This is a genomic window from Pseudomonas sp. MMS21 TM103, assembly GCF_022132145.1.
GTDB lineage: Bacteria > Pseudomonadota > Gammaproteobacteria > Pseudomonadales > Pseudomonadaceae > Aquipseudomonas.
In genome coordinates this window covers 1-25,682 of sequence record NZ_JAJISP010000006.1, presented here as the reverse complement: position 1 = coordinate 25,682, position 25,682 = coordinate 1, and the positions used below count along the sequence as shown (strand labels likewise).

22 protein-coding genes and 4 tRNA genes are annotated in these 25,682 nt (G+C 60.7%); 16 read left to right on the top strand and 10 right to left on the bottom strand.

The window, feature by feature from the left end; all coding sequences use genetic code 11:
- Positions 1-240: 240 nt before the first annotated feature.
- The 6 genes from ftsK (at position 241) to cysG (ending at position 7,837) form a co-directional block, all read left to right on the top strand.
- Entirely contained in the window at positions 241-2,649 is a 2,409-nt protein-coding gene (ftsK, locus tag LJY18_RS17565) for a DNA translocase FtsK (protein WP_269137865.1), read from the top strand.
- Between the two features lie 30 nt (positions 2,650-2,679).
- Positions 2,680-3,306: an outer membrane lipoprotein chaperone LolA gene (lolA, locus tag LJY18_RS17560; protein WP_238043077.1), complete on the top strand. Its 627-nt coding sequence runs from the start codon at positions 2,680-2,682 to the stop codon at positions 3,304-3,306.
- Between the two features lie 19 nt (positions 3,307-3,325).
- Positions 3,326-4,651: a replication-associated recombination protein A gene (locus tag LJY18_RS17555; RefSeq protein ID WP_238043076.1), complete on the top strand. Its 1,326-nt coding sequence runs from the start codon at positions 3,326-3,328 to the stop codon at positions 4,649-4,651.
- Entirely contained in the window at positions 4,648-5,022 is a 375-nt protein-coding gene (gene crcB, locus LJY18_RS17550; protein ID WP_238043075.1) for a fluoride efflux transporter CrcB, read from the top strand. Before LJY18_RS17555 ends, crcB begins: the two co-directional genes overlap by 4 nt.
- A gap of 16 nt (positions 5,023-5,038) precedes the next feature.
- A complete protein-coding gene (gene serS / locus LJY18_RS17545; protein ID WP_238043074.1) occupies positions 5,039-6,319 on the top strand; it encodes a serine--tRNA ligase in 1,281 nt (426 codons plus the stop codon).
- 123 nt (positions 6,320-6,442) lie between these two features.
- On the top strand, positions 6,443-7,837 hold the full coding sequence (cysG, locus tag LJY18_RS17540; RefSeq protein ID WP_238043073.1) for a siroheme synthase CysG: 1,395 nt from the start codon (positions 6,443-6,445) through the stop codon (positions 7,835-7,837).
- 89 nt (positions 7,838-7,926) lie between these two features.
- On the opposite strand, the gene LJY18_RS17535 is transcribed toward cysG, so the two are convergent.
- The 7 genes from LJY18_RS17535 to LJY18_RS17505 form a co-directional block, all read right to left on the bottom strand.
- Complete coding sequence (locus LJY18_RS17535) at positions 7,927-8,925, bottom strand: glutathione S-transferase family protein (protein WP_238043072.1); 999 nt, start codon at positions 8,923-8,925, stop codon at positions 7,927-7,929.
- Between the two features lie 90 nt (positions 8,926-9,015).
- On the bottom strand, positions 9,016-9,999 hold the full coding sequence (locus LJY18_RS17530) for a glycosyl transferase family protein (RefSeq protein ID WP_238043071.1): 984 nt from the start codon (positions 9,997-9,999) through the stop codon (positions 9,016-9,018).
- Positions 9,996-10,331: a TusE/DsrC/DsvC family sulfur relay protein gene (locus tag LJY18_RS17525; RefSeq protein WP_238043070.1), complete on the bottom strand. Its 336-nt coding sequence runs from the start codon at positions 10,329-10,331 to the stop codon at positions 9,996-9,998. The genes LJY18_RS17530 and LJY18_RS17525 overlap by 4 nt, the downstream gene beginning before the upstream one ends.
- On the bottom strand, positions 10,328-10,627 hold the full coding sequence (gene tusB, locus LJY18_RS17520; protein ID WP_238043069.1) for a sulfurtransferase complex subunit TusB: 300 nt from the start codon (positions 10,625-10,627) through the stop codon (positions 10,328-10,330). Before tusB ends, LJY18_RS17525 begins: the two co-directional genes overlap by 4 nt.
- Entirely contained in the window at positions 10,627-10,986 is a 360-nt protein-coding gene (gene tusC, locus LJY18_RS17515) for a sulfurtransferase complex subunit TusC (RefSeq protein ID WP_238043068.1), read from the bottom strand. The genes tusB and tusC overlap by 1 nt, the downstream gene beginning before the upstream one ends.
- A 1-nt stretch (position 10,987) precedes the next feature.
- Positions 10,988-11,380 carry a sulfurtransferase complex subunit TusD gene (gene tusD, locus LJY18_RS17510; protein WP_238043067.1) on the bottom strand — a complete coding sequence of 131 codons (393 nt, stop codon included), beginning with the start codon at positions 11,378-11,380 and terminating at the stop codon, positions 10,988-10,990.
- Between the two features lie 109 nt (positions 11,381-11,489).
- A complete protein-coding gene (locus LJY18_RS17505; protein WP_172152388.1) occupies positions 11,490-12,158 on the bottom strand; it encodes a Bax inhibitor-1/YccA family protein in 669 nt (222 codons plus the stop codon).
- 134 nt (positions 12,159-12,292) lie between these two features.
- Here LJY18_RS17505 and LJY18_RS17500 point away from each other — a divergent pair.
- The 10 genes from LJY18_RS17500 (at position 12,293) to LJY18_RS17455 (ending at position 23,449) form a co-directional block, all read left to right on the top strand.
- A tRNA-Ser gene (locus LJY18_RS17500) sits at positions 12,293-12,382 on the top strand.
- Between the two features lie 155 nt (positions 12,383-12,537).
- Complete coding sequence (gene gacA / locus LJY18_RS17495) at positions 12,538-13,182, top strand: response regulator transcription factor GacA (protein ID WP_238043066.1); 645 nt, start codon at positions 12,538-12,540, stop codon at positions 13,180-13,182.
- Between the two features lie 13 nt (positions 13,183-13,195).
- Positions 13,196-15,019, top strand: a complete 1,824-nt coding sequence (uvrC, locus tag LJY18_RS17490) for an excinuclease ABC subunit UvrC (RefSeq protein WP_238043065.1) — start codon at positions 13,196-13,198, stop codon at positions 15,017-15,019.
- Positions 15,020-15,052: 33 nt separating this feature from the next.
- Positions 15,053-15,613, top strand: coding sequence for a CDP-diacylglycerol--glycerol-3-phosphate 3-phosphatidyltransferase (gene pgsA, locus LJY18_RS17485; RefSeq protein WP_238043407.1), 561 nt, complete (start codon positions 15,053-15,055; stop codon positions 15,611-15,613).
- Positions 15,614-15,680: 67 nt separating this feature from the next.
- Positions 15,681-15,756: transfer RNA gene (locus LJY18_RS17480), tRNA-Gly, on the top strand.
- A 39-nt stretch (positions 15,757-15,795) separates the two neighbouring features.
- Positions 15,796-15,869: transfer RNA gene (locus LJY18_RS17475), tRNA-Cys, on the top strand.
- A 113-nt stretch (positions 15,870-15,982) separates the two neighbouring features.
- Positions 15,983-16,069, top strand: a tRNA-Leu gene (locus LJY18_RS17470).
- A 451-nt stretch (positions 16,070-16,520) separates the two neighbouring features.
- The gene (locus LJY18_RS17465) at positions 16,521-19,871 is read left to right on the top strand and encodes a transglutaminase family protein (protein WP_238043064.1); all 3,351 of its coding nucleotides are present in this window, start codon (positions 16,521-16,523) and stop codon (positions 19,869-19,871) included.
- Between the two features lie 48 nt (positions 19,872-19,919).
- Complete coding sequence (locus LJY18_RS17460; RefSeq protein ID WP_238043063.1) at positions 19,920-22,496, top strand: circularly permuted type 2 ATP-grasp protein; 2,577 nt, start codon at positions 19,920-19,922, stop codon at positions 22,494-22,496.
- Complete coding sequence (locus LJY18_RS17455) at positions 22,493-23,449, top strand: transglutaminase family protein (RefSeq protein WP_238043062.1); 957 nt, start codon at positions 22,493-22,495, stop codon at positions 23,447-23,449. Before LJY18_RS17460 ends, LJY18_RS17455 begins: the two co-directional genes overlap by 4 nt.
- 102 nt (positions 23,450-23,551) lie before the next feature.
- Here the strand turns inward: LJY18_RS17455 and LJY18_RS17450 are convergent, their stop codons facing one another.
- The 3 genes from LJY18_RS17450 to LJY18_RS17440 form a co-directional block, all read right to left on the bottom strand.
- Positions 23,552-24,361, bottom strand: a complete 810-nt coding sequence (locus tag LJY18_RS17450; RefSeq protein ID WP_238043061.1) for a transglutaminase family protein — start codon at positions 24,359-24,361, stop codon at positions 23,552-23,554.
- On the bottom strand, positions 24,358-25,308 hold the full coding sequence (locus LJY18_RS17445) for an alpha-E domain-containing protein (RefSeq protein WP_238043060.1): 951 nt from the start codon (positions 25,306-25,308) through the stop codon (positions 24,358-24,360). Before LJY18_RS17445 ends, LJY18_RS17450 begins: the two co-directional genes overlap by 4 nt.
- Positions 25,298-25,682, bottom strand: a 385-nt coding sequence (locus tag LJY18_RS17440) for a circularly permuted type 2 ATP-grasp protein (protein ID WP_238043059.1), incomplete at its 5' end; no start/stop codon positions are given. The genes LJY18_RS17445 and LJY18_RS17440, both read right to left, overlap by 11 nt.

Sequence of the window (25,682 nt, the reverse complement as noted above, 5' to 3'; positions counted from 1 at the left end):
CACCTCATAAGCCTTTGTCACAAAAGAGAATGCATGCTCAAATTGAGTCGCACGTAATATGTTGGTGGCTATGCTACACCGAACCAAGGGGCGAGCGGGAGCCGGTGGTAAAGGCCTTCGTCCAGGCTGGTTGCCACCTCGTTACCTGGCGTGGCATCAACCGGGTAAATCCGTACAATAGTCAAAATTTTGCCATTAACCGATTATTCGGCGCGCCGCAGGCGCAGGAATAGATGCGTTTTGAAGAATTCGAGCCCTACAGCCCAGACTCCAGTCTGGCGTCAGCAATTGCCCTACAGGTTGAAAGAAGGTGCCTTGATCGCTCTCGGTGCACTCTGCCTTTATCTGTGGATGGCGCTGCTGACTTATGATCCCGCCGACCCGGGCTGGACGCATACCAGCAATATCGAGCAGGTGCACAATGCCGCTGGCCGGGCAGGCGCCTGGTTCGCCGACATCTTGTTCATGGCCTTGGGCTATTTTGCTTATGTGTTCCCCCTGCTGCTCGGGGTGAAGACGCTGCAGGTGTTCCGCGATCGCCACCAGCCTTGGCAGTGGAGCGGCTGGCTGTTTTCCTGGCGCTTGATTGGTCTGGTATTCCTGGTGCTGTCCGGGGCTGCGCTGGCCGATATTCATTTTGATGTAGGTACCAGCATACCTGGCTCTGCTGGCGCTGGCGGTGCATTGGGAGAGAGTCTCGGTCAGTTGACCGAAGATGTCTTGAACGTGCAGGGCAGCACCTTGCTGTTCATCGCCCTGTTCCTGTTTGGCTTGACCGTGTTCAGCGACCTGTCCTGGTTCAGGGTCATGGACCTCACCGGCAAGATCACCCTGGATCTCCTCGAACTGATCCAGAGTCTGGTCAACCGCTGGTGGAACGCCCGCACCGAGCGCAAGCAACTGGTCGCGCAGTTGCGCGAAGTCGATGAGCGGGTCAGCGAAGTGGCGGCACCGATGGTGCACGACCGCCGCGAGCAGGCCAAGGTCAAGGAGCGCTTGCTGGAGCGCGAGGAAGCGCTGAGCAAACACATGAGCGCGCGTGAAAGCCGCACGGCCCCTGTGATTACCCCGCCAGCGGAACCTAAAGCCGCCGAGCCGAGCAAGCGCGTACAGAAAGAAAAGCAGGCACCGCTATTCGTCGACAGCGCTGTCGAAGGCAGCTTGCCGCCGATTTCCATTCTCGATGTCGCCGAGAAGAAGCAGAAGAAATTTTCCCCCGAGTCGCTGGAGGCCATGTCGCGGCTGCTTGAGATCAAACTCAAGGAGTTCGGCGTCGAGGTCATGGTCGAGTCGGTGCATCCGGGTCCTGTAATTACCCGCTTCGAGATCCAGCTCGCCGCCGGCGTCAAGGTCAGCCGCATTTCCGGGCTGGCCAAGGATCTGGCACGCTCGATGGCCATCATCAGCGTGCGGGTGGTCGAAGTAATCCCTGGCAAAACCACCGTGGGCATCGAGGTGCCCAACGAAGACCGCCAGATCGTGCGATTTTCCGAGGTACTGTCGTCCCCCGAGTACGATGACGCCAAATCCCCGGTGACACTGGCCCTTGGCCACGACATCGGCGGTCGCCCGGTGATTACTGACTTGGCGAAGATGCCCCACCTGCTGGTCGCTGGCACCACTGGCTCGGGTAAGTCGGTCGGGGTCAACGCGATGATTCTGTCGATCCTGTTCAAGTCCACGCCGGAAGAGGCACGCTTGATCATGATCGACCCGAAAATGCTCGAGTTGTCGATCTATGAAGGCATTCCACACCTGCTTTGTCCGGTGGTCACCGACATGAAGGAGGCGGCTAACGCCCTCCGCTGGAGCGTCGCCGAGATGGAACGGCGCTATAAGCTGATGTCGAAGATGGGCGTGCGCAACCTGGCGGGCTTCAACCGCAAGGTCAAGGAAGCCGAGGAGGCGGGCGAGCCGCTGGCAGATCCGTTGTACAAGCGTGAAAGCATGCACGACGAAGCGCCGCTGCTGAAAACCCTGCCGACCATTGTGGTGGTGGTGGACGAATTTGCCGACATGATGATGATCGTCGGTAAGAAAGTAGAAGAATTGATCGCGCGGATCGCACAGAAGGCTCGCGCCGCGGGTATCCACCTGATTCTCGCCACCCAGCGGCCGTCGGTGGATGTGATCACCGGCCTGATCAAGGCCAACATTCCGACCCGCATGGCCTTCCAGGTATCGAGCAAGATCGATTCGCGAACCATTCTCGATCAGGGTGGCGCCGAACAATTGCTCGGCCACGGTGACATGCTCTATCTGCCGCCCGGCACCGGCCTGCCGATTCGTGTGCATGGCGCCTTCGTTTCCGACGAAGAAGTCCACCGCGTGGTCGAAGCCTGGAAGTTGCGCGGTACCCCGGACTATATCGAAGACATCCTGGCAGGCGTCGAAGAGTCCGGCAGCGGCTTTGACGGCAGCAGTGAAGGGGGGGGCGAAGGCAGTGAAGAGGATGCGCTGTACGACGAAGCCGTACGTTTTGTCACCGAAAGCCGTCGGGCCTCGATTTCTGCGGTGCAGCGCAAGTTGAAGATTGGTTATAACCGTGCAGCCCGGATGATTGAAGCAATGGAAATGGCTGGCGTGGTGACATCGATGAGCACCAATGGCTCGCGCGAAGTGATCGCGCCAAGTCCAACTCGTGACTAACGCCTAGAAATCAATGTGATAAGGAGTTCCATGCGCCTGATTCGTATGCTGCTGCTGGCAGCTTTAAGTTTTACCAGCGTTTCCGTCCTGGCCGCTGATGATGCCTCGGCACAGCGACTGACCGCATTGCTCAACCAGGCCAAAACCATCAGTGCACGGTTCTCGCAACTGACCCTGGATGGCAGTGGGACTCAGTTGCAGGAAACGGCTGGGCAATTGGTGCTCAAGCGTCCGGGGCTGTTCCGCTGGCACACCGACGCGCCTATGGAGCAGTTGTTGGTGTCCAATGGCGAGAAGGTCTGGCTGTATGACCCGGATCTGGAGCAGGTAACTATTCAGACCCTCGACAAGCGTCTGACCCACACCCCGGCTCTGCTACTGTCCGGCGATGTGTCTCAGATTCAAGAGAATTTCGAGATCAGCCATAAGGAAGGCGGCAACGTGGTCGACTTCATGCTCAAGCCCAAATCCAAGGACACGCTGTTCGACAGCCTGCGCCTGTCATTTCGCAGCGGTGTGTTGAATGACATGCAGTTGATCGACACTATTGGTCAGCGCACCAACATTCTGTTCCTCAACGTGGAGATGAATGAAAGCGTGGATGACAAACTGTTCACCTTCGAGATTCCCGAAGGCGCGGATGTCCTTCAAGAGTAAGAGGTCGTAGCCCGCCGTCATGGATCTGTTCCGTAATGCTCCCATCGCTCAGCCCCTGGCCGCGCGCTTGCGTGCTGCCAGCCTGGACGAGTACGTCGGCCAGGAGCATCTGCTCGCGCGCGGCAAGCCGCTGCGTGAAGCGCTGGAACAGGGCGCACTGCACTCGATGATTTTCTGGGGGCCGCCGGGCGTGGGCAAGACCACCCTGGCCCGCCTGCTGGCCCAGGTCACCGATGCGCATTTCGAGACGATTTCGGCGGTGCTCTCCGGGGTCAAGGAGATCCGCCAGGCAGTCGAAGTTGCGCAGCAGCATGCCGCCCAGTATGGCCGCCGGACTATCCTGTTCGTCGACGAGGTTCATCGCTTCAACAAATCACAGCAGGATGCCTTTCTGCCCTATGTGGAAGACGGCACCCTGATATTTATCGGTGCCACTACCGAAAACCCCTCGTTTGAACTGAATAACGCGCTGCTTTCGCGGGCGCGGGTCTATGTCCTCAAAAGCCTGGACGAAGCGGCATTGCGCAAGCTGGCGACTCGTGCCCTGGCTGACAGCAAAGGCCTTGGCGGGCGACAGCTCAGCCTGCCGGATGAAAGCTTCAAGATTCTCCTGGCCGCCGCCGATGGCGATGGCAGGCGCTTGCTGAATTTTCTGGAAAACGCTGCGGACCTGGCCGAGGACGGCGGGACCATTAGCAGCGAGTTATTGCTGGATCTACTCGGCGACAGCCGTCGCCGTTTCGACAAGGGCGGCGAAGCGTTCTACGACCAGATTTCCGCGCTGCATAAATCCGTGCGCGGCTCCAGCCCGGATGGCGCGCTCTATTGGTTCGCGCGCATGCTCGATGGCGGCTGCGACCCGCTGTATATCGCCCGCCGGGTGGTGCGCATGGCTAGCGAAGACATCGGCAATGCCGACCCGCGTGCCTTGACGCTCTGTCTCAATGCCTGGGACGTGCAGGAGCGCCTGGGTAGCCCGGAAGGCGAACTGGCCGTCGCCCAGGCCATCGTTTACCTGGCCTGCGCGCCAAAAAGCAACGCGGTGTATAACGCGTTCAAAGCGGCGATGCGCGATGCTGCCGAGCATGGCTCGCTGGAAGTACCGCTGCACCTGCGCAATGCACCGACCAAGCTGATGAAAGACTTGGGCTATGGCGATGAATATCGCTATGCCCATGACGAGCCGGATGCCTATGCCGCAGGTGAAGACTACTTCCCCGAGCAACTGCCCGCGCGTCAGTATTATCAACCTGTGCCGCGCGGCCTTGAGCAGAAAATTCGCGACAAGCTCGCGCATCTGGCCAGCCAGGACGCGACCAGTCCACGCAAGCGGAGAAAGCCATGATTGCGGTTGTCTTTGCGATAGCTGCTGGCGGTGCTTGCGGAACCCTGTTGCGCTTCGCAACGGGCAACTGGATCAATGCAACCTGGCCACAATATTTCTATACAGCGACCCTGGCGGTGAACATTGTTGGCTGCCTGCTGATCGGTTACCTGTATGGACTGTTTCTGCTCCGCCCGGAAATACCGCTGGAGTTACGCGCCGGCTTGATCGTTGGTTTTCTAGGCGGATTTACCACGTTTTCATCCTTTTCCCTCGACACCTTGCGCTTGCTGGAAAGCGGCCAGGCGCCAATAGCCTTCGGCTATGTGGCGCTGAGTGTGTTGGGCGGCCTGCTCGCGACCTGGGCTGGCCTATCATTCACCAAACTCTGATCGACGAGAACCTGACATGCTCGACTCCAAACTGGTGCGCAGCCAACTCCACGATGTGGCTCAGCGCCTTGCTGCGCGCGGCTTTCAACTGGATGTAGCGCGTTTTGAAGCGCTGGAAGTCCAGCGCAAGACCGTACAGACCCGCACAGAACAGCTACAAGCCGAGCGCAACAGTCGCTCCAAGACCATCGGCCAGGCCAAGCAGCGCGGCGAAGACATCGCCCCGCTGCTGGCGGATGTCGATCGCATGGGCAGCGAGCTGGAGCAAGGCAAGCAGGAGCTGGAGGCCATTCAGGTCGAGCTGGATAGCCTGCTGCTGAACATTCCCAACCTGCCCCATGAGTCGGTGCCGGTCGGCGACGATGAAGAGGGCAACGTCGAGGTGCGCCGCTGGGGCACGCCCAAGACCTTCGACTTCGCCGTTCAGGATCACGTGGCCCTGGGTGAAAAGTACGGCTGGCTGGATTTCGAAACCGCCGCCAAACTGTCGGGTGCGCGTTTCGCGCTGTTGCGTGGGCCGATCGCTCGCCTGCATCGCGCCCTGGCGCAGTTCATGATCAACCTGCATACCGGCGAACATGGCTATGAAGAGGCCTACACGCCTTATCTGGTCCAAGCGCCAGCGCTGCAGGGCACCGGTCAGTTGCCCAAGTTCGAGGAAGACCTGTTCAAGATCAGCCGTGAAAACGAAGCCGATCTGTACCTGATTCCAACCGCCGAAGTGTCGCTGACCAATATCGTTGCGGGCGAGATTCTCGATGCCAAGCAATTGCCGCTGAAGCTGGTGGCCCACACCCCATGTTTCCGCAGCGAAGCCGGTGCGTCCGGTCGCGATACCCGTGGCATGATTCGCCAGCATCAGTTCGACAAGGTCGAGATGGTGCAGGTTGTCGAGCCGAGCACCTCCTACCAGGCCCTGGAAGAGCTCACCGGCAATGCCGAAAAGGTTCTGCAACTGCTCGAATTGCCATACCGCGTGCTCGCCCTCTGCACCGGCGACATGGGTTTCAGCGCGACCAAGACCTACGATCTTGAGGTCTGGGTGCCGAGCCAGGACAAGTACCGCGAGATTTCCTCCTGCTCCAATTGCGGCGACTTCCAGGCGCGGCGTATGCAAGCGCGTTATCGCAATCCGGAAACCGGCAAGCCGGAGCTGCTGCACACCCTCAACGGTTCTGGCCTCGCGGTAGGCCGCACCCTGGTGGCGGTGCTGGAGAACTACCAACAGGCTGACGGTAGCATTCGTGTGCCTGAAGTGCTCAAGCCCTATATGGGCGGCGTTGACGTCATCGGTTAATGCGCATGAGTACACCTGCAGGGTAGGGGTTCACGCCTGTATCTGCAGGTACTTCTGGTGGTCTGAAGCCCACCCTACAGGCCAGGCTGTGCCTCGCCATCGTCATTCGCTTGGATCACGCCCATGGACTTTCTCCCGCTGTTCCACAAATTGCAGGATCGCCTGGTACTGGTGGTCGGTGGCGGCGAAGTGGCGCTGCGTAAATCGCGTCTGCTCGCCGATGCTGGCGCCAGGCTGAGAGTCGTGGCGCCCGAAGTGCGTGACGACCTTTGTCAGCTGGTCGGGCTGAGGGCTGGCGAGGTGCTGCTGCGCAACTATCAGCCCGAGGACTTGGGCGGCGTAGTGCTGATCATCGCTGCCACCGACGATGAACCGCTAAATGCACAGATATCCGCCCAGGCCCAGGCGCTGGGAATCCCGGTCAATGTCGTGGATGCACCGAAGCTGTGCAGCGTGATCTTCCCGGCTATCGTCGATCGCTCGCCGTTGATCGTCGCCGTCACCAGTGGCGGCGACGCGCCAGTGTTGGCGCGGTTGATCCGGGCCAAGATCGAAACCTGGATTCCGGCGACTTATGGTCAGTTGGCGGGTTTGGCAAAGAAGTTTCGCGCGCAAGTCAAAGGCCTGTTCCCCGATGTCCAGCAGCGCCGGGTGTTCTGGGAGGACGTATTTCAGGGGCAAATTGCCGAGAGCGTGTTCGCCGGTAAATTGCATGAGGGTGAACGTCTGCTCGAGGCGAAAATCGCTGGAGGCACGCCGCGCTGCCTGGGTGAGGTGTATCTGGTCGGTGCAGGTCCCGGCGACCCGGATCTGCTGACCTTTCGCGCCCTGCGCCTGATGCAGCAAGCCGATGTGGTGCTCTACGATCGCCTGGTCGCTCCGGCGATCATCGAGTTGTGCCGTCGCGATGCCGAGCGCATTTATGTCGGCAAGCAGCGCGCCGAGCATGCTGTACCGCAGGATCAGATCAATCAGCAGCTGGTCAGCTTGGCCAAAGAGGGCAAGCGGGTTTTACGCCTGAAAGGCGGCGACCCGTTCATCTTTGGCAGGGGCGGTGAGGAAATCGAGGAGCTGGCGGCCCAGGGTATTCCCTTCCAGGTAGTGCCGGGCATCACCGCAGCCAGCGGCTGTGCCGCTTATGCGGGGATTCCGCTGACTCATCGTGATCACGCGCAGTCGGTACGCTTCGTCACCGGCCACCTCAAGGACGGCAGTTGCGACCTGCCTTGGGCGGAGCTGTCAGTGCCCAGCCAGACCCTGGTGTTCTACATGGGCCTGGTCGGCTTGCCGCTGATTTGCCAGCAATTGATCGCCCATGGCCGGGCCGCCAGCACGCCTGCGGCGTTGATCCAGCAGGGCACTACGCCCAATCAACGGGTCTTCACCGGCACCCTGGCGAACCTGCCGGAATTGGTTGCCCAGCATCAGGTCCACGCGCCAACCCTGGTCATTGTCGGCGAAGTGGTGCAGCTGCGCGATAAGCTGGCCTGGTTCGAAGGCGCTCAGGCTGAGGTTTGAGCCGCGTCTGATAAGAGGGGGCGGCCCGCTGTCGCGCAGTAAGCGGAGGGCTCGATACTCCCTGTCGTAGGCGCGGACGGGCGGCGCGCCTACCTTGTAAAGAGGCCCTTGCCCGGCAGGCGCGCGCGATCATGCTCGCGGGCAAGCTCCAGCGCCGGCCCCTTGGGTACTATGCCGGTCGGGTTGATAGTGCGATGGCTGGCGTAGTAATGGCCCTTGATGTGTTTGAAATCCACGGATGCCGCAACCCCGGGCCACTGGTATAGCTCGCGCAGCCAGTTGGACAGGTTCGGGTAGTCTTCGATGCGCCGCAGGTTGCACTTGAAGTGCCCGTAGTACACCGCATCGAAGCGAATCAGGGTGGTGAACAGGCGCCAATCGGCTTCGCTGAGGTATTCGCCAGCGAGGTAGCGGTGCCCGCCAAGACGCCTATCCAGCCAATCCAGTTCGTCGAACAGCTCGCCGAAGGCTTCCTCGTAGGCGTCCTGGCTAGTGGCGAAACCGGCGCGGTACACGCCATTGTTGACCGCTGGATAGATGCGCTGATTGAGTGCATCTATCTCGCCGCGCAGTGCTTCGGGATAGAAATCCAGAGAATTGCCCGTCAGCCCGTCGAAAGCGCTGTTGAACATGCGAAGAATTTCTGCGGACTCATTGCTGACGATGCGCTGTTGCTCTTTATCCCACAACAGCGGCACGGTTACCCGGCCACTGTAGTTGGCATCATCGGCGGTGTAGCGCTGATGCAGGAAGTCCAGGCCGTCCAACGCATCACCCGTAGAGCCGTGGGCCGGGTCGAAGGTCCAGCCATCGTCGAGCATCAGCCAGCTGACCACCGACACATCGACCAGGTCCTGCAGGCCCTTGAGCTGACGCAGGATCAGGGTGCGATGGGCCCAGGGGCAGGCGAGGGAAACATACAAGTGATAGCGACCGGCTTGCGCCTTGAATCCACCTTCGCCGCTTGGCCCGGGGCTGCCGTCGGCGGTGATCCAGTTGCGTCGCTGGGCATCCTCGCGCTTGAAACGGCCGTCAGAGGCAGTGTCGTACCATTGGTCATGCCAGCTTCCTTCAATCAACAAACCCATTACCCGACTCCTTTGGCTGTATGGCTCAGGCGTTCAGTCTAACGGCGCTGGTTCGATTGAAAGGTAGAAAAACCTGCCTTTATGAATCGACTAGATCGATATGATTCGTGCGTCCCAGCGCTGCTGCGCCTGCTTGAATGCCTCTTCATACGGGATGCCCAGACCGCGCAGGGCCATGGCCATGCTGCTCAGTACCGCGAGTCGGCCGTATGCGTCCTCGACTTCGCCGCGCCAGAACGCCTGAAGGTGCTCGGGCTCGAGAGACTCGGGCTTGACGTGGCGCTGCGCCGACAGTGGCGCCCAGTCTTCGTCCCAGTTCTCGCCGTTGGCCGTGCCATAGAGATGGCTGGTGGCATCTGGATTGATTTCTACTTCGCCACCTTCACCCTTGATTACCAGTGCCGTGTCACCGAGCAATTGGCTGGCCTCGCGGTGCACTGCCTGGTAGCCGGGGTGAAAGATGCTCTGCAGGCCGCAGCGCGCCGACAAGGGGTTGAGGATGCGGGTCAGCGAGTGGATCGGCGAGCGCAAGCCGAGGATGTTGCGCAGGTCGATCATCCGTTGCAATTGAGGCATCCAGTCGCCCAGCGGGATAAATGCCAGTTGAGTTTCCTGCAAGGCATGCTCCACCTCGGTCCAGCTGCGACACAGCGGAATCTGCAGGAGCCCGATCACTTGCTCGCTATACAGCCGCCCGGCGGTGTGCGCGCCGCCGCCATGCAGGAGGATGCGCACGCCGCTGTTGGCCAGGGCCTTGGCGGCGAGGAGGAACCAGGGCAAATGACGCTTCTTACCGGCATAGCTGGGCCAGTCCAGATCGACCGCAATGGCCGGTACCTGCAGGCGCTCGCGTACTGCCTCGGCAAAGCCGGCCATCTCCTCGGCGCTTTCCTCCTTGTGCCTGAGCAGCATCAGGAAGGCGCCGAGCTGGGTGTCCTCGACCTTGCCGTCGAGCAACATGCCCATGGCTTCGCGGGCTTCTTCTCGGGTCAGGTTGCGCGCGCCGCGCTTGCCTTTGCCGAGGATGCGCACGAATTGGGCAAAAGGGTGTTCCGCTGGGGTGACAAGGTTCATAGGCAATTCGTCGGTTTGGGCAGGCCCGCCAGCTTGGCGGCGAGTTTGGCAGGAGCGCCTTTGAACAGGAGATTGAGGTGCAGGCTGTTGCCCTTTTTCGGGCCGAGCTTGAGCGCCACGTATTTGATCAGCGGTCGGTTGGCTGGTGATAGCTGGAACTCGGCGTAGAAAGCCCGCAACAAGCGCAGGATCTGCCAGTGCTCGTCGCTCAGGGTCAGTTGTTCCTGCTGCGCCAGGGCCTCGGCGACTGGCGCCGACCAGTCCGCCAGGGCGAGCAGATATCCATCCTTGTCCAGTTCGATGCGCCGACCGGCAACGATCAAATGCGTCATAGCCAGCTGTTGACCTTGTCGAAGCGGCAACTGAGTTCGACGAACCCCGAGTAGTCGACCACCTGGGTCCGCGCCGGCGCGATCAGGGCGCGCGCGCCGAGGTCTTCGTCGAGGGCGAACAGGCCGATACCGTCCGGTATCAGGTCCAGGGCCTGGCGCTGCGCGGTGCCGGATTGCAGGGCGTAAACCGCATCGCCGCAGAGTAGTAGGCCGTCGGCAGGGCCGAGCAGGCGCAGACAGCTGCTCAGTCGGCTGTCGCTGAACGGTGAATGGGACAACACATGCAACGTAGCCATCAGAGAGTGATCACCTGGTCGTAGCGGTCAATGAGTGCGATCAGGGCGGCATCATCCAGCACCTCGGCCGCCAGCGTCAGCGCCTGTTGCTCCAGGCCGCGCTCTTGCAGGCTGCGCGCCGAGGCATAAAGTGATTCGACGCCGAACAGTGGCAACGCCTGCAGGTTGGCAGTGAGGTCTTTCTGCTGCAAGGCGGCGGGCTGTTGCGCCGGTGCCAGCTGGAACACGCCGTCGTCGAGAAACAGCATGCCGAGGGGTAGGTCGAACGCGCCGCCAGCCAGGGCAATATCCAGCGCTTCGCGGGCGCTGGGCCCGGACCAGGGCGACTGGCGGCTGATGATCAGCAAGGATTTAGCCACTTCAAGGCCCTCCGAAGCAGATCAGGCGATCAGCTGTTTGCGCCGCTTCGTGCAGTTGGCCCAGCCCGGAGAGTTCCCAGGGCGCCTCCAGATTGCCGGCGCTACGCCCATAGCGTTGCGCTTCCTGCTCATTGAGGACGCCGCGGCGAAGCGCTGCGGTAATGCAGACAACGCCATCGAGTTGTTGCTGGCGCACCAGTTCACGCCATTCGGCAGGGGTATCCAACTCATCCTGCGCGCTGACCACATTGCTCGACGCGTTGTGCACCGCATCCTGATAAAAGAACAGTCGCACTATCTGATGGCCGCTGGCCAGGGCTGCCTGAGCAAAACGCAGGGCGCGCCGGGAGGAGGGCGCATGCGGTGGGGCAAAGAGGGCAATGGCGAATTTCATAGAGAAGCCGGCAGTCAAATCTGCCCCAATGATAAAGGGTGAACGCGCAAGATGCTCGCCGCGGGAACGAAAAAGCCCGCCGAAGCGGGCTTCAGGTGTAGCTCGGGGGTCAGTCGTCGCTGCCCATGATGCCCATGATCTGCAGCAGGCTGATGAACAGGTTGTAGATCGATACATACAGGCTGATGGTCGCCATGATGTAGTTGCGCTCACCACCGTGGATGATGGCGCTGGTCTGGAACAGGATGCAGGCCGAGGAAAACAGCACGAAGCCGGCGCTGATCGCCAGTTGCAGGCCGCTGATCTGGAAGAAGAAACCCGCCACCATTGCGCCGATCAGGACGAAGAAGCCAGCAGTGATGAAGCCGCTGAGGAAGCTCATGTCCTTGCGCGAGATCAGCACGTAGGCGGACAGGCCACAGAAAACCAGAGCCGTCATGGTGAAGGCCGAGCTGACCACTTCGGCGCCATTGGCCATGCCCAGGTAGCGATTGAGGATTGGTCCCAGGGTGTAGCCCATGAAGCCGGTCAGGGCGAGGGTGGAGAGCAGGCCCCAGGACGAGTCACGCAGTTTGGCGGTGAGGAAGAACAGGCCGTAGAAGCCAATCAGCACCACGAAAAAGTTGGGGTAAGGCACATTGGCGCGCTGCGCCATGAAGGCAACCAGCCCGCTGAAGGCCAGGGTAATAGCCAGCAGGCCGTATGTGTTGCGCAGTACGCGGCTGACTTCTTGCTGCTCAACCTGGGCGTGACTGAGTGCGTAATCTTGTTCGTGCATGGCGACACTCCTGTAGGGGCTAATGGTTCCGTGACCAAAGTCGAAGTCGATAATAACAGAGCCCCGACCTCAGCCAACCTAGAGAGTTTGACAGTGTGTTTCGTTCCGGTAAGATTGCCGCCCGCACCAACGCCGGAAGCGTGGCAGAGCGGTTGAATGCAACGGTCTTGAAAACCGTCGAAGGGGAGACTCTTCCGTGAGTTCGAATCTCACCGCTTCCGCCAATTATTATCAATGAAATCAGTAATGTGATTTCTTTGACGTTTGCTATTTGACGGTTATGCGCCAAGCTAAGCCTCGTAGAATTTTCTGCCGTACGCTGCGGTAATTTCCTGCCAGGCCGCCGCACTGAGCGGCTGACACATAACGAGGTGTCCGCTTGATAAGGGTGCTTGTGGTCGACGACCACGATCTGGTTCGTACAGGTATCACCCGGATGCTGGCCGATATCGATGGCCTGCAAGTCGTCGGGCAGGCCGACTCAGGTGAAGAGTCGCTGAAGAAAGCCCGCGAATTGAAGCCTGATGTGGTCCTGATGGATGTCAAAATGCCCGGCATCGGCGGACTCGAAGCGACCCGAAAGCTTCTCCGCAGCCACCCCGACCTCAAAGTCGTCGCGGTGACTGCCTGTGAGGATGATCCTTTCCCCACGCGGCTGCTGCAGGCAGGCGCTGCTGGCTATCTGACCAAGGGCGCCGCGCTGGCTGAGATGGTGCAGGCCATACGTCAGGTGTTCGCGGGACAGCGTTACATCAGCCCGCAAATCGCCCAGCAATTGGCGCTCAAGTCGTTTCAGCCGCAAAACAACAACTCGCCCTTTGATTTGCTTTCCGAGCGAGAGATTCAGATCGCCCTGATGATCGCCGGCTGCCAGAAGGTGCAGAGCATCTCCGACAAGCTGTGCCTGTCACCGAAAACGGTCAATACTTACCGCTATCGAATCTTTGAAAAGCTGTCGATTACCAGCGATGTGGAGCTTGCCTTGCTCGCCGTACGCCATGGCATGGTCGATGCCAACAGCTGAGCCTGTGGGTGAAATGAGCGTCCCGTTCGATCCCGGCGCTTTCCTGGCGACCTGCAGTAGTCGCCCGGGTGTCTACCGCATGTTCGACGTAGACGCCAAGCTGCTCTATGTCGGCAAGGCGAAAAACCTGAAAAAACGCCTGGCCAGCTACTTTCGCAAGAGCGGCCTGGCGCCGAAGACCGCGGCGCTGGTTGGTCGGATCGTTCAGGTCGAAACCACCATAACCGCCAATGAAACCGAAGCCCTGCTGCTCGAGCAAACACTGATCAAGCAATGGCGGCCGCCTTACAACATCCTGCTGCGTGATGATAAATCCTATCCCTACGTGTTTTTATCGGATGGTGATTACCCGCGCCTGAGTATCCATCGCGGAGCGAAGAAGCAGAAGGGCCGTTATTTTGGCCCATACCCCAGCGCTGGGGCGATCCGCGAAAGCCTCGGCCTTTTGCAAAAAGCCTTTCTGGTGCGCCAGTGCGAAGACAGTTACTTCAAGAATCGTACGCGGCCGTGCCTGCAGTATCAGATCAAGCGCTGCAAGGGGCCGTGCGTCGGCCTGGTCGATCCGGCGGAATATGCCGAGGACGTGCGGCACTCGGTGATGTTCCTCGAGGGCCGCAGCAATGCGCTCGGCGATGAACTGTCCAGCGCCATGCAGCAAGCCGCTGCGGCCCTGGATTTCGAGCGTGCAGCCGAGTTGCGCGACAAGATGGCCCTGCTGCGTCGTGTGCAAGACCAGCAGAGCATGGAAGGCGGCAGTGGCGATGTCGATATAGTCGCGGCCATGGTCAATCCGGGTGGCGCTTGCGTACACCTGATCAGCGTGCGCGGCGGCCGCGTGCTCGGTAGCAAGAATTTCTTCCCGCAAGTGGCGATCGAGGAGGATGTCAGTGAGGTGTTGCTGGCCTTCCTGGCTCAGTACTACCTGGGCAATCAGGAGCGCGAGTTGCCTGCCGAGCTGATCGTCAACGCGCAACATGAAGACTTTCCCACGCTTATCGCGGCGCTCGGCGAGTCGCGTGGCTGTGAGTTGAGTATCAGTCACCGGGTACGTGGAACCCGTGCGCGCTGGCAGCAGTTGGCGGTGACCAACGCCGAACAGGCGCTCGGCGCTCGCCTTGCCAGTCGCCAGCATGTGGCCGCCCGCTTCGAGGCCCTGGCCGAGGCCCTGGACATGGATGAAGTGCCGCAGCGCCTCGAATGCTTCGATATCAGTCATTCCAGTGGCGAGGCCACCGTAGCGTCATGCGTGGTATTTGGCCCGGAAGGGCCGCTGAAGTCCGATTACCGGCGCTACAACATCGAAGGTGTCACCGCAGGCGATGATTACGCGGCGATGCACCAGGCCCTGACTCGGCGCTTCAGCAAGATCAAGGACGGCGAAGGCAAGCTGCCGGATATCTTGCTGGTCGACGGCGGCAAGGGGCAGCTGGCCATGGCCCGGGACGTGCTGAATGAATTGGCGGTCCCTGAATTGATTCTGCTCGGTGTGGCCAAGGGGGCGACGCGCAAGCCGGGCCTGGAGACTCTCTACCTGAATGATGCGAGCCATGAGTTCACCCTGCCAGGCAACTCACCGGCGCTGCATCTGATCCAGCAGATTCGTGACGAATCTCACCGCTTTGCCATCACCGGACACCGTGCTCGTCGCGGCAAGGCCCGACGCACTTCAAGCCTGGAGGAGGTCGCCGGGGTAGGACCGAAGCGGCGTCGCGAGCTGCTCAATCACTTTGGTGGCCTGCAGGAATTGGCACGGGCCAGCAGTGAAGAAATCGCCAAGGCGCCCGGGATCAGTAAAAAGCTTGCAGAGCTGATATATGCCGCACTGCACAGCGAGTAGAATGCCGGCTCACCTTTGCAGCCAGTTGTGCCGATGAATATTCCTAACCTACTTACCGTGCTCCGCGTTGCACTGATCCCGATTTTTATCCTGCTGTTCTACCTGCCATTCAGCTGGAGTTATTGGGCCGCCAGTGCGGTTTTCGCTATTGCCGCCGCAACTGATTGGCTCGACGGCTTTTTGGCGCGTCGCTGGGAACAGAGCACCCCCTTCGGTGCCTTTCTTGATCCAGTCGCTGACAAGCTGATGGTTGCGGTTGCGCTGGTCTTGCTGGTGGCCGAGCATGCCAATCTGTGGTTGACGTTGCCGGCAGCCATCATCATTGGCCGCGAAATTGTCGTCTCGGCATTGCGTGAATGGATGGCCGAACTGGGGGCGCGCGCGCATGTCGCCGTGTCCGAACTGGCGAAATGGAAAACCGCAGCGCAAATGGTTGCCTTGATCATTCTGCTGGCGAATCCGCCCCTGTACACATTCTGGGTTCTGCTTGGCTACGGTCTTCTGATCGTTGCCGCCATCCTGACCTTGTGGTCGATGCTGCAGTATCTGCTCGCTGCCTGGCCGCACCTCAGCACTTCCACCGAGAAGAAATAAGCTTTTTTGAATCAAGGGGTTGACGGGGCGTTCTGAAGATATAGAATGGCGCCCGTCTACAAGACAAGCGGGAATAGCTCAGTTGGTAGAGCACGACCTTGCCAAGGTCGGGGTCGCGAGTTCGAGTCTCGTTTCCCGCTCCATTTTCAACGGACCGTCTAGTGCGGTCCGTTTAGTTTCAAGGCTGAGTAGCAGAGTGGTTATGCACCGGATTGCAAATCCGTGAACGCCGGTTCGATTCCGACCTCAGCCTCCAATTAAAAAAGCCTCGTAGATCTATGATTTACGAGGCTTTTTTATTGGATACAGGAAACCTTGCGAGGCTCGACCGGGCTGTATATAGTCCGAACCTCGCGCTAAAGCTCTACCGCCCGAATGGCGAAATCGGTAGACGCAAGGGACTTAAAATCCCTCGGGGGTAACCCCGTGCCGGTTCGATTCCGGCTTCGGGCACCAATCTCAGTAAGCCACAAAGGCCAGCCTCGCCAAGGCTGGCCTTTGTGTTTTTGGCGTGCCGCATGAGCCCGGTTCTCGGGCACAATTGCTTCATGACGATGAATTCAGTAGCGCCGAAGCTTTTACGCGCCGCCCGCAGTACGTGCAGCTTATTCAACCTCGACTGCATGAGCGCGCTACTGTTCTGGCACCGTAGCCCTGCAACAATTGAAAAATGCACTGGCCACCCAGTTCACTAGGGCTATCATGCTGACCTGAGCCGCATCTCGGTGCGAGCACTGGACGGGCGCACCAGCAGTAAGCGCGTAGTTGGCCATAATGGGGCGCGCAGCAAGGCTTTTGCAGCATCCCTTTCGGCATGAATTCTGCAGCTGACCGAGTAGTTCGTTTTCAGTGGGACGGCAGGGCGACGTCCGCCGTAGTGCTTCATTTTTCATGGAAGGCAACGTCAATGGCCATACGTATCGCACTGCACCACAAAACCAGCTATCACTATGATCGTCAGGTTGGTTTGTCGCCCCATGAGGTGCGCTTGCGCCCGGCACCCCACGCGCGCACGCCGATTTTGTCTTATTCGCTGAGCGTGACCCCGCAAAAACACTTCATCAATTGGCAGCAAGATCCTTACGGCAACTACATCGGCCGGTTTGTCTTCCCGGAAAAATCCGCGACCCTGGAGTTCACCGTCGATCTGGTAGCAGATATGACGGTGATCAATCCGTTCGACTTTTTCGTCGAAAAGTATGCCGAACAGTTTCCATTCAGTTATCCGGCGCAGTTGAGCGATGAGCTGGCGGCTTATCTGCAAGCCGACGAGCCCGGGCCCTTACTGAGCAAGTGGATGGCATCAGCCCGCTGCGAAATGCTCGGCAAGGCGCAGCCGATCAATAATTTCCTGGTGGCCATCAACCAGCGCCTGCAGGCCGATATCGCGTATCTGTTGCGCATGGAACCGGGCGTGCAAACGCCTGAGGATACCCTGGAGAAACGCTCCGGATCGTGTCGTGACAGCGCCTGGTTGCTGGTACAGATTTTGCGCGACTTCGGTTTGGCCGCTCGCTTTGTCTCCGGCTACCTGATTCAGTTGCGCGCCGACCAGGAAGCACTCGATGGGCCGAGCGGGGCCGAGGTCGACTTTACCGACCTGCATGCCTGGACCGAGGTGTACATCCCGGGTGCCGGCTGGATTGGCCTCGACCCAACCTCGGGCATGCTCGCCAGCGAAGGGCATATTCCCCTGGCGTGCACTGCGCTGCCATCCTCGGCGGCACCGATCAGCGGCTTTACCGACAAGGCCGAAGTCACCTTCGAGCACGAAATGACCATCACGCGCATCCATGAGGATCCGCGGGTAACCAAGCCCTACTCGGAAGCTGACTGGCAAAAAATCGATCAGCTCGGTCAGCAGGTCGATGCCGACTTGAAACGTCAGGATGTGCGTCTTACTCAGGGCGGGGAGCCTACCTTCGTCTCCATCGATGACATGGATGGCGCGCAATGGAATACCGAAGCTCATGGCGAGCAGAAGCGCGAGTTGGCTGGGGAGCTGATGCACCGTCTGAAAAACCACTTCGCGCCCGGCGGCATGCTGCATTACGGCCAGGGTAAGTGGTATCCGGGCGAGCCGCTGCCGCGCTGGGCATTGAACATTTTCTGGCGGGTCGACGGCCAGCCGATGTGGCTCGATGCGTCGCTGTTTTCTGCCGATGACCACAGCGATGGCTATGGCGCCGACGAAGCCAGGCGGTTTACCGCCGAACTGGTGAAGATTCTCGGCCTGCCGGCCAACTGCCCGATCCCTGCCTATGAGGATGTGGTGCAGCAGGCCCAGCTGGAACAAGGGCTGCCGAACAACCTCGATCCACTGCAACTGGACCTCAAGGCGCCCGAGGAACGGCAACGTCTGGCGCGGCTGCTGGAGCAAGGTCTGGGTGAGGTGGTCGGCTACGTGCTCCCCCTGACGACCAAGGCGCTCGATCCGTCTATTGCCCTGGGGGTTGCCTGGCGTACCTGCCCATGGCCGCTCAAACGCGAGCATCTGTACCTGATCGAAGGCGACTCGCCGATGGGCTTGCGCCTGCCACTGAACGCGCTGCCCTGGGTCATGCCGGAAGATATGCCGCAGAGCTTCGATGTCGATCCGTTTGCGCCGCGCGAGGTCTTGCCGACTGTCGCCCCGGCCGTGGCAGCGGCGCCTGGCAAGAGTGAGAAACGCCCGACCCTCAGTCGCAAGAATGCTGCCAGCGTCGCCGCCGAGAGCTCGATCGAACCGCGCGACGTGATTCATACGGCGCTCTGCGTGCAGGTCAGGGAAGGGCGCTTGCATGTCTTCATGCCGCCGCTCAAGCGTATAGAGGATTATCTGGCATTGGTGACGGCCGTCGAACATACCGCCACCAAGCTGAAGCTGAAGCTGCGCATCGAGGGTTACCAGCCCCCACGCGACCCACGGATCAAGCTGCTCAGCGTCACCCCGGATCCAGGTGTGATCGAGGTCAATATCCATCCGGCCGCCAGCTGGAATGAGCTGGTCTACAACATGTCGACCCTGTATCAGGAAGCTCGCCTGACGCGGCTGGGTACCGAAAAATTCATGCACGATGGTCGCCATACCGGTACCGGTGGTGGCAACCATGCGACCTTGGGTGGTGCTACCGCGGAAGACAGTCCGATGCTGCGCCGGCCGGACCTGCTGAAAAGTCTGATCACCTATTGGCAGAATCACCCGGCCCTGTCCTACCTGTTCTCCGGCACCTTTATCGGTCCGACCAGCCAGGCGCCACGGGTCGACGAAGCGCGCGACGATAACCTCTACGAACTGGCGATTGCCTTTCAGCAGATGGACCAGGTCCTACCGACCATGCAGCCGGGCGACAAGCCCTGGATGGTCGACCGCTTGCTGCGCAATCTGCTGGTTGACCTGACCGGCAATACCCATCGCTCCGAGTTTTCCATCGACAAGCTGTATTCGCCCGATGGTCCCACGGGCCGCCTCGGCCTGGTCGAGTTTCGCGCCTTCGAGATGCCGCCGCATGAGCGCATGAGCCTGTTGCAAATGCTCCTGTTGCGCGCTCTGGTCGCACGTTTCTGGCGCGAGCCGTACCAGGCCAAACTGGTCAACTGGGGCACCGCACTGCATGATCGCTGGATGCTGCCGCACTTCGTCGCCCAGGATATCCGCGATGTGGTCAAGGATTTGCGCGCTGCGGGCTACGCCTTCGAGGAACACTGGTTCGAGCCCTTTATCGAGTTTCGCTTTCCACGCTTTGGCACCGTGGTCTATGAGGGGGTCGAGATGGAACTGCGCCAGGCCATCGAGCCCTGGAATGTCCTGGGTGAAGAGATGAGCGGCGGCGGTACGGCACGCTATGTCGACTCCTCGGTGGAGCGCATGCAGCTTTTGGTACGCGGCCTCACCGATGGCCGTCACGAAATCTCCTGCAACGGTAGGCGCTTACCCTTGCACCCGACCGGAGTACCGGGCGAGTACGTCGCTGGCGTGCGTTTCCGGGCCTGGAGCCCCTGGTCGGCGCTGCACCCGACTATCAAGGTGCAAGCCCCCCTGACCTTCGATTTGGTCGATAATTGGAGCGGCCGGGCAATCGGCGGCTGTACCTATCATGTGGTGCACCCGGGTGGACGCAGTGAAGAGAGTTCGCCGGTGAATGCCAATGCCGCTGAAGCGCGGCGTTTTGCCCGTTTCTGGGCCCACGGCCATACACCTGGCCCGATGCGCGTCTACAAGGAAGAACTCAATCCGAGTTTCCCGATGACGCTCGATTTGCGCTGGCAACCCTATTAAACCCAAGCGCCATCCTGTGCGTTATTCGCGAGCAGAAGAACTGAGACAATGTTGAAAAAACTACTCGCCGGATATCGCGCCGCCCCCAACAGCTTTGATGAGCTGCTCGATGCCTCGAAGCAGCCACGCGAGCACTGGCGCGCCATGCTCGCCAGTCTGGCTAAAGAGTCGCCGCAGACCATGCGCCAGCGCCTGGAAGCGGTTGAAAGCCAGATCCGCGAAAACGGAGTGACTTACAACGTCTATGCCGATACCAAGGGTATGCAGCGCCCCTGGGATCTGAATGTGTTGCCGCTGATCTTGCCCCATGATGAATGGACAGGTATCGAAGCGGCAGTGGTCCAGCGTGCAACCCTGTTGAACCGGATACTCGGCGACGTTTATGGCGAGCAGCGCATGCTTCAGGAAGGCCTGCTACCTCCGGCCTTGATCCACGGGCATGCAGGCTTTTTGCGCCCGGCCCATGGCATCAAGCACGCGGACAATGTGGCCTTGCATTTTTATGCGGTTGACCTGGCTCGTGCACCCAACGGTCAGTGGTGGGTGGTGGCCGATCGTACCCAGGCACCTTCGGGTGCAGGTTATGCGCTGGAAAACCGTGCAGTGATCGCACGGACTTTTCCGGATCAGTTGCGTGACCTCAAGGTGCAGGATTTAGCAGGCTTTTTCAGCCGTATGCGCGACAGCCTGGCCCATTGGGGCCGGCAGTGTGCCGCCAATGGCGGAGTACCGCTGCGCGGCAGTGAGTCGCCATTGATTGTCTTGCTCACCCCTGGCCCCTACAACGAGACCTATTACGAACAGGCCTACCTGGCCCGTTATCTCGGCTTGCCGCTGGTGGAGGGCAGTGATCTCACTGTGCGCGGCGGTATCGTCTGGCTGAAAACCTTGTCCGGTCTGCAGCGCGTGCATGTGATCATGCGTCGGGTCGACGATGACTTCTGCGATCCGCTGGAGTTGCGCACCGAGTCGGCATTGGGCGTGGCCGGTTTAACCGAGGCAGCCCGCCTCGGCAATGTGCTGATCGCCAACAGTCTGGGCTCCAGCCTTCTGGAGTCAGGTGCGCTGCTGGGCTTCCTGCCGGCACTGTGCAAGCGCCTGCTCGGGGAGCCATTGAAGATGCCCTCGGTGGCGACCTGGTGGTGTGGCGAACCAGCCGCGTTCGAGCAAGTACTGGCCAATCTCGATCAACTGGTGATCAAGTCGAGCTTTCCGCAATTGCGCCAGGTCTCGCTGTTCGGCCAGGATCTCAGCGGCGAGGCACGCTCGGCACTGATAGCCAGGATGCGCGCGAACCCACGCAACTATGTTGCCCAGGAACTGGTGCGCTTGTCGCAGTCCCCCGTCTGGAAGGCCAGTGCGCCAACCGGCTTGAATGCCTGCGCCGTCGGCCTGCGGGTATACGCCTGTGCCACACCTGGCGGGTATGTGGTGATGCCCGGCGGACTGACCCGGGTTGCCACCGGGCCAGACTCACGCGTCATCGCCATGCAGCGCGGTGGTAGCAGCAAAGACACCTGGGTTCAGGCGCGGGCACAGGCAGGCACTCATCGACCGCAGTCTCGTACCACCACCAGCAAGGATCTGATTCGCGACGACACGCACCTATCCAGCCGCATGGCCGAGAATCTGTTCTGGCTGGGGCGCAATACCGAGCGCTGTGACAATATCGCGCGGCTGATGCGCATTACCCTGCACGTGCTGTTCAATGTCAGCCCGCAGGAGCGTGGTACCGAATGGGCCACTGTCAAAGCGCTATGCGCCTGGTTTCAACTGATCGAGACCCCGGACAAGGACGCACTGCAGCGGCAAAGCCAGGTATCTGAACAAACGCAAGGCCAGACTCAGAGCTCGCCCCCAGCGGCTGGCTGGAGCGATGCCCGGATCGAGGCGGCCTTGCTACTGGCCGTGGTGTCGCCCGATGTGCCCGGGCTCGCCAGCCAGCAGCAACAGCTTTACAACACCGCCAGCCAGCTGCGCGAACGCTTGTCTGCGGATAACTGGCGCGCCCTCAACCGCATGCTGCAACGTAGCGCCAAGAGCAAGGCGCGACAGACACCGGCAGAGGCCATGAGCGCACTCGATGATGCGGCCACGTCCGTGATGACCCTGTCCGGTTTCGCCCTGGATGGCATGACTCGTGACTTGGGTTGGAGTTTTCTCTCCATTGGTCGGCGTCTGGAACGCCTGCAGTTCCAGACCCTGGTGTTGCAACGCGCGCTGGCGATGGAGGCAGATGGCAGTCTGGACTGGCTGCTTGAACTGTCCGACAGTATTGTCACCTATCGCTCTCGTTATCGGGCGCAGTCCGAGTGGCTGCCGGTGCTGGATTTGTTGCTGCTCGACAGCAGTAATCCGCGCTCGGTACTGTTCCAGATGGCGGGTATTTTAAAAAGTCTGGATAAGTTGGCGCTGTCCTATGGCAGTTGTGGCGAGACGTTGTTGCTGCCGCTGAAAAATGCACTATTGGCACTCGATCCGGATGAAGACCTGTATTGTGCTAATCCAGCCCTGATCAACCTGCTACAGCGCATCAACCACGCCAGTGTGGAATTGTCTCAGCTGATCAGCGCACGGTTTTTCAGCTATACCGCTAGCGAACATCAGGCTAAGGGTGCTGCATGAGCAATTTACCCCCAGGTAACTCGACGCCCGTACGCTACCGCGTGATACATGAAACCCATTACGTCTACCAGTTCCCGGTGACGCTCTCGCAGCAATACCTGCACCTGACGCCACGCTCCTTCGAGTATCAGCAAACCGAGTCACAGGCTATCTGGATTGACCCGCAGCAAGAGCATTTCCTCGACGCGCGGGATTACTTTGGCAACCACACCCGCAACATCACCATCACCGAGTCGCACAAGGAACTCCTCGTGCATGCCGAGTCGACCGTGTTGCTCAGTTCGCGCCCAGGATTGGGGCAGATAAAAGGCACGATGCCGTGGGAAGCACTGGGGCAGATGCTGCAACAGATACGCAGCCCAGCGACGCTTGAGGCTGTGCGCTATCTCTATGACTCGCCCCATATCCAGTGCGGTTCCGAGCTAGCGCGCTATGCCCGCGACAGTTACAGCCCTGGCCGCCCGCATCTGGATGCCGCGCTGGATCTGACCCAGCGTATTTTTGACGATTTCGAATTTGACGAAACGGCCACCGAGATTTCCACGCCCTTGGCCGAGGTACTCAAAGGTCGGCGGGGTGTTTGTCAGGACTTCGCCCAATTGATGATTGGCTGCCTGCGCAGCCTCGGTCTCTCGGCGCGCTATGTCAGCGGTTATATCCTTACCCACCCACCCGCCGGGCAGCCGCGGATGATTGGTGCCGATGCGTCACATGCCTGGGTTTCGGTGTTCTGCCCGCAGCTTGGCTGGGTCGACTTCGACCCGACCAACCGCTGCCTGGTCCAGTCGGAGCACATTACTCTAGGCTGGGGACGTGATTTCAGCGATGTGACGCCCCTGCGTGGCGTGGTGCTGGGCGGTGGCGAACAAGAGTTGCAGGTCCGGGTGACCGTCATCCCGTGCGCAGAGGAGCTGGCGGGAGCCACGTCACTTGCTCGCAGCAGTGCCGGCTGAGCATGTGCCGAGGCGGGCGATAGAGTCGCTGCAGGCCGTGGCGGGGGCAGCGGCAGTGATTAACCCCGCGCCTGGCGCTGTCGAGCACTCATCCGGCTGACGTTATTGCTGTTGCACCTGCAGCTGCGGAGAAACCTCCACTTCAACTTCGACATGCGCGTGCATCTGCTCGGTGCCTCCGCCCCGGCGCATGCCGCGCACCGGGCAGGCATCCAGGTAATCGCGGCCGACTGCCAGCTTCAAATGACGCTCCGGCTTGGCCAGGCAGTTGGTCACATCGAAACTGTACCAGGCGCCATCCAGCCAGGCTTCGGCCCAGGCGTGGCTGGCCAGGTGGTCGTCGCTGTCGGTGTACAGATAGCCCGAGGCATAGCGGGCCGGAATACCGAGGCTGCGCGCGCAGGCGAGAAAGGCATGGGCATGGTCCTGACACACCCCTTGCTGGCCGGCGAAAGCTTCGGCCGCGCTGGTTTCCACCGCGGTACTGCCCGTCAGGTAGCTGATGTGGCCATGCAACGCATGCATCAGGTCGATCAAGGCGCTGCGGTCACGACGTTGTTTGCAGTGCTGCTGGGCGAACCCGCGCAAGGCCGCATCCGCCTCGGTCAGGCGAGTGAAGCGCAGGAACGGCAGCGCCGACTGGCTCTCGTGCTCGCACTCGCGCAAGACATCGATCTCGACCAGGCCGCTGGCGCCGATGACGATGGATTCGTGCGGCTCATCCATGGTCAGCACATGCAGGATGTTGCCGTAGGGGTCGAGCTGGGCGCGCACCGGGCGCGGCAGCTTGAGCTGCCAGCTGAGAACACGCTGGCGTTCACTGTCATGCGGGGTCAGGCGCAGGTACTGGATGCTCGTGCGGACCTTGCTGTCATAGTGATAGGTGGTGTCGTGGCTGATGGACAGTCTCATGCGACCTCCAGGTAGGAGCTGTGGATGGCTTGGCCCAGGTCGCGCACCAGCAGAATGAAGTCGGTGAGCCAGGCATGCAGGCCTTCGTCCAGCACCTCGTCGATACTGGTGTAGCGCAGACGGGCTTCCAGCTCGGCCGCCAGGCGCTGGGCCGGACGACCATTCTCGCCAGGCAGGCTGGCGAGCATCAGGTGCAGTTCATCCATGCAGGCCCGCAGGGAGCGTGGAATATCGGGGCGCAGCAGCAACAGTTCCGAGACCTTGCGCGTGCCCGGCGAGCCGCGATAGATCTCGGCGAAGGCCTCGTACGAGGACAGTGCGCGCAACAGCGCGCCCCACTGATAGTAGCTGCGCGCCGGACGGCCATCGACCTCGTCGATGTCCTCGCCGAGCATCTCGTAGCGCGCATCGAGCAGGCGCAAGGTGTTGTCCGCCCGCTCGATGAAGGTCCCCAGGCGAATGAAGCGGTAAGGGTCGCCACGCATGATGGTGCCGGAGGTGGCGCCGTGAAACAGGTGCGAACGCTCCTTGACCCACTCACAGAAGCGGCTGATGCCGTAGCGCCCCAGGCCCTGCTCGGCAATGCCGCGAATCTCCAGCCAGGTGGCGTTGATGTTCTCCCACATTTCGGCGGTGATGCGTCCCCGCACGCCGTGGGCATTGCTGCGCGCCGCGCCCAGGCAGCTGTAGATACTCGCCGGGTTCTCGGCATCCAGGGCGAAAAAGTGCAGCATGCGCTCGCCGTGCAGCTGGCCATGACGTGCTATGTACTCTTCCAGGGTGCCGGTAATGACCAGCGGCATGGCCAGTTCTTCCAGGCCATCGCCACGGCCGTCTTGCGGCATCAGCGACAGCAAGTAACTGACATCGAGCATGCGCGCGAGGTTTTCCGCACGCTCCAGATAGCGCGACATCCAGTACAGATCAGAGGCAGTTCTACTCAGCATTTTTCAAGTCCTCTACCACCCAAGTATCCTTGGTGCCGCCACCTTGCGACGAGTTGACCACCAGTGAGCCTTCGCGCAGGGCCACGCGGGTCAGCCCTCCCGGCACCAGGCGCACTTCGCGACCGGACAGAACGAACGGGCGCAGGTCGATATGCCGCGGCGCGATACCGTTCTCGACAAAGGTCGGGCAGGTCGACAGGCACAGGGTCGGCTGGGCGATATAGGCCTCGGGCCTGGCGATCAGGCGGGCACGGAAGGTTTCGATCTCGGCCTTGCTCGCGGCCGGCCCGACCAGCATGCCGTAGCCACCGGAGCCCTGGGTTTCCTTGACCACCAGTTCAGGCAGGTTGGCCAGCACGTGGGACAGGTCGGCC

Excerpts from the sequence above, each read along its gene's own strand:
- LJY18_RS17445 (WP_238043060.1), bottom strand. The coding sequence starts at position 25,308 with ATGCTGAGTAGAACTGCCTCTGATCTGTACTGGATGTCGCGCTATCTG.
- serS (WP_238043074.1), top strand. The coding sequence starts at position 5,039 with ATGCTCGACTCCAAACTGGTGCGCAGCCAACTCCACGATGTGGCTCAG.
- cysG (WP_238043073.1), top strand. The coding sequence starts at position 6,443 with ATGGACTTTCTCCCGCTGTTCCACAAATTGCAGGATCGCCTGGTACTG.
- tusB (WP_238043069.1), bottom strand. The coding sequence starts at position 10,627 with ATGGCTACGTTGCATGTGTTGTCCCATTCACCGTTCAGCGACAGCCGA.
- uvrC (WP_238043065.1), top strand. The coding sequence starts at position 13,196 with ATGAGCGTCCCGTTCGATCCCGGCGCTTTCCTGGCGACCTGCAGTAGT.
- LJY18_RS17525 (WP_238043070.1), bottom strand. The coding sequence starts at position 10,331 with ATGACGCATTTGATCGTTGCCGGTCGGCGCATCGAACTGGACAAGGAT.
- LJY18_RS17535 (WP_238043072.1), bottom strand. The coding sequence starts at position 8,925 with ATGGGTTTGTTGATTGAAGGAAGCTGGCATGACCAATGGTACGACACT.
- LJY18_RS17465 (WP_238043064.1), top strand. The coding sequence starts at position 16,521 with ATGGCCATACGTATCGCACTGCACCACAAAACCAGCTATCACTATGAT.
- LJY18_RS17460 (WP_238043063.1), top strand. The coding sequence starts at position 19,920 with ATGTTGAAAAAACTACTCGCCGGATATCGCGCCGCCCCCAACAGCTTT.
- pgsA (WP_238043407.1), top strand. The coding sequence starts at position 15,053 with ATGAATATTCCTAACCTACTTACCGTGCTCCGCGTTGCACTGATCCCG.
- LJY18_RS17455 (WP_238043062.1), top strand. The coding sequence starts at position 22,493 with ATGAGCAATTTACCCCCAGGTAACTCGACGCCCGTACGCTACCGCGTG.
- lolA (WP_238043077.1), top strand. The coding sequence starts at position 2,680 with ATGCGCCTGATTCGTATGCTGCTGCTGGCAGCTTTAAGTTTTACCAGC.
- LJY18_RS17555 (WP_238043076.1), top strand. The coding sequence starts at position 3,326 with ATGGATCTGTTCCGTAATGCTCCCATCGCTCAGCCCCTGGCCGCGCGC.
- LJY18_RS17530 (WP_238043071.1), bottom strand. The coding sequence starts at position 9,999 with ATGAACCTTGTCACCCCAGCGGAACACCCTTTTGCCCAATTCGTGCGC.
- crcB (WP_238043075.1), top strand. The coding sequence starts at position 4,648 with ATGATTGCGGTTGTCTTTGCGATAGCTGCTGGCGGTGCTTGCGGAACC.
- LJY18_RS17505 (WP_172152388.1), bottom strand. The coding sequence starts at position 12,158 with ATGCACGAACAAGATTACGCACTCAGTCACGCCCAGGTTGAGCAGCAA.
- LJY18_RS17450 (WP_238043061.1), bottom strand. The coding sequence starts at position 24,361 with ATGAGACTGTCCATCAGCCACGACACCACCTATCACTATGACAGCAAG.
- tusD (WP_238043067.1), bottom strand. The coding sequence starts at position 11,380 with ATGAAATTCGCCATTGCCCTCTTTGCCCCACCGCATGCGCCCTCCTCC.